At 29.8% G+C, this 2140-nt stretch carries 2 protein-coding genes and 1 pseudogene; all 3 read left to right on the top strand.

The annotated features are described in order from the left end of the window. Positions 1-100 (top strand): annotated as a pseudogene (locus tag L6Q46_RS02055) (acyl carrier protein); the annotation flags it as partial. A gap of 6 nt (positions 101-106) precedes the next feature. Next, the gene (locus L6Q46_RS02050; protein WP_291282888.1) at positions 107-976 is read left to right on the top strand and encodes a lipid A biosynthesis acyltransferase; all 870 of its coding nucleotides are present in this window, start codon (positions 107-109) and stop codon (positions 974-976) included. 54 nt (positions 977-1030) lie between these two features. Beyond that, positions 1031-2140: NAD(P)/FAD-dependent oxidoreductase (locus L6Q46_RS02045; RefSeq protein ID WP_291282887.1), on the top strand; the 1110-nt coding region annotated here is incomplete at its 3' end.

Below are 2140 nucleotides of genomic sequence, written 5' to 3'. Positions count from 1 at the left end.
TTTTGGAGTAAAATTAGGTGAAGCAGACTTCGTTGGAATTGCTTCTTTTCAAGATTTTTATAATTTAATAGATACTAAAATCCAGAACGGTAATAAATAAAATATCATGAGTCAGTGGGATGGAAAATCTAAAGGTACTGTACTTGGATATAAAATATTCGTTTTTTGTATAAAAAAGCTCGGAATTAAAGCAGCTTACACTGTTTTGGTTTTTGTAGCTTTTTATTATTTTATATTCTTAAAAGAGAGTAACAAACAAATATTCTATTATTTTCACGAAAGGCTTAATTATTCTTATTTTAAAGCTAAATTAATGGTCTTTAAAAGTTATTTTACTTTTGGACAAACCATTATTGACAAGACAGCTATTTCTGCAGGATTAAGAAAAAAATTCACTTACGAGTTTGACGGTATTGATATCTTAAAAGAATTGCAAGCTCAAAAAAAAGGTGGAGTATTAATAAGTGCTCATATTGGAAATTTTGAAATTGCAGAACATTTTTTTGGCGATATAAATTTTGATTGTCAAATAAATCTTGTTACTACAGATAGAGAACATTCGGCTATAAAGCAATATTTAGATAGTGTTACTCAAAAATCATCCATAAAATTTATTCTAATTAAAGACGATTTATCTCATATTTATGAAATTAATGGGGCGTTAGCAAACAATGAATTAGTATGTTTTACCGGAGATAGATATTTTGAAGGAACAAAAGTAATGAGAGAAACTCTTTTAGGAAAAGAAGCAAGTTTTCCATCTGGTCCTTTCTTAATTGCTTCAAGATTAAATGTTCCTGTAGTGTTTGTTTATGTAATGAAAGAAGCTAACTTGCATTATCATCTTTATACGAGACAATCAAATGCAAAACATAGAGACGAAAAAGCACTTCTAAAATCATACACTGAAAGCCTAGAAAGTATGTTGAAAAAATATCCTTTACAATGGTTCAATTATTTTGATTTTTGGAAATAAATAGTAATAATTAAAGGCAAAATTGTATTTTTCAGTTATTGCTATGTTGAAATAATGGAAAAATTTGATGCAATTGTTATAGGTTCTGGAGCTGGTGGATTATCTACCGCTTTATGTTTGGCTCGAAGTGGTCAAAAAGTTTTAGTGTTAGAACAACATTATGTTCCAGGAGGATGGTGTCATAGTTTTACGTTAAACGGGCAACGTTTTAGTCCAGGCGTTCATTACATTGGTTTGCTCGATGAAGGTCAATCAACAAATGATTTATACAAAGGTTTAGGAATTGCAAACGACTTAACCTTTTTTAGAATGAACAAAAACGGTTATGATCATTGCATAATAGGAAACCAAAAATTTGATTTACCAGCAGGAATTGATAACCTTCAAAATAAATTAATTGAAGCATTTCCTAAAGAAGAAAAAAATATCAAAGAGTACCTTTCTTTAATCCAAAAAGTAAATTACGAACTTCAATTGATGCCAAAATTAAAAGGTTTATGGCAAAAAATCACCGTTCCTTTTCGCACAAAACATTTTGGTAAATTTGCTCTTTTTAGCTTAAAACGCGTAATAGGTTGGCATATTAAAGATCCAATGCTTCAAGCTATTTTAAATGCACAATGTGGCGATCATGGTTTGCCGCCTTCTCAAGCTTGTTTTCCTGTTCACTGTTCAGTAATGAATCATTATTTTGATGGTGGATTTTACCCAATGGGTGGCGGAAGTAGCATAGTTAAAGCCATGACCAGTAAAATTAAAAGTTATGGTGGCGAAATAAGAGTAAGTCAAAAAGTGGCTAAAATTATTGTTGAAAATAACCAAGCAAAAGGAGTGCTTTTAGTAACAGGAGAAACCATTTTGGCAAATACAATAGTTTCAAATGCCGATCCATCAATCACTTATTTAAAATTAATTGGTAAAGAAAATATCAGTAAAAAATTAGAAAAGAAACTTTCTAAAACAAAATATTCAGTAACTTCTATAATTATGTTTTTAACACTTGAAGTAGATGTTACAAAATACGGAATAGACTCGGGTAATATTTGGAAATTTAAAGATGAAAATGTAGACGATCATTTTGAAACTTTAACTAAAGGAAATATTATTGAAGGAGATAAATTTCCAGCGCTATTTATTAGTTGTACCACGCTTAAAGATCCAATG

The organism is Flavobacterium sp. (genome assembly GCF_023151265.1).
Taxonomy (GTDB): Bacteria; Bacteroidota; Bacteroidia; order Flavobacteriales; family Flavobacteriaceae; genus Flavobacterium.
Note: the sequence above shows the minus strand (reverse complement) of the source record. Positions and strands in the feature narration are given on the sequence as shown.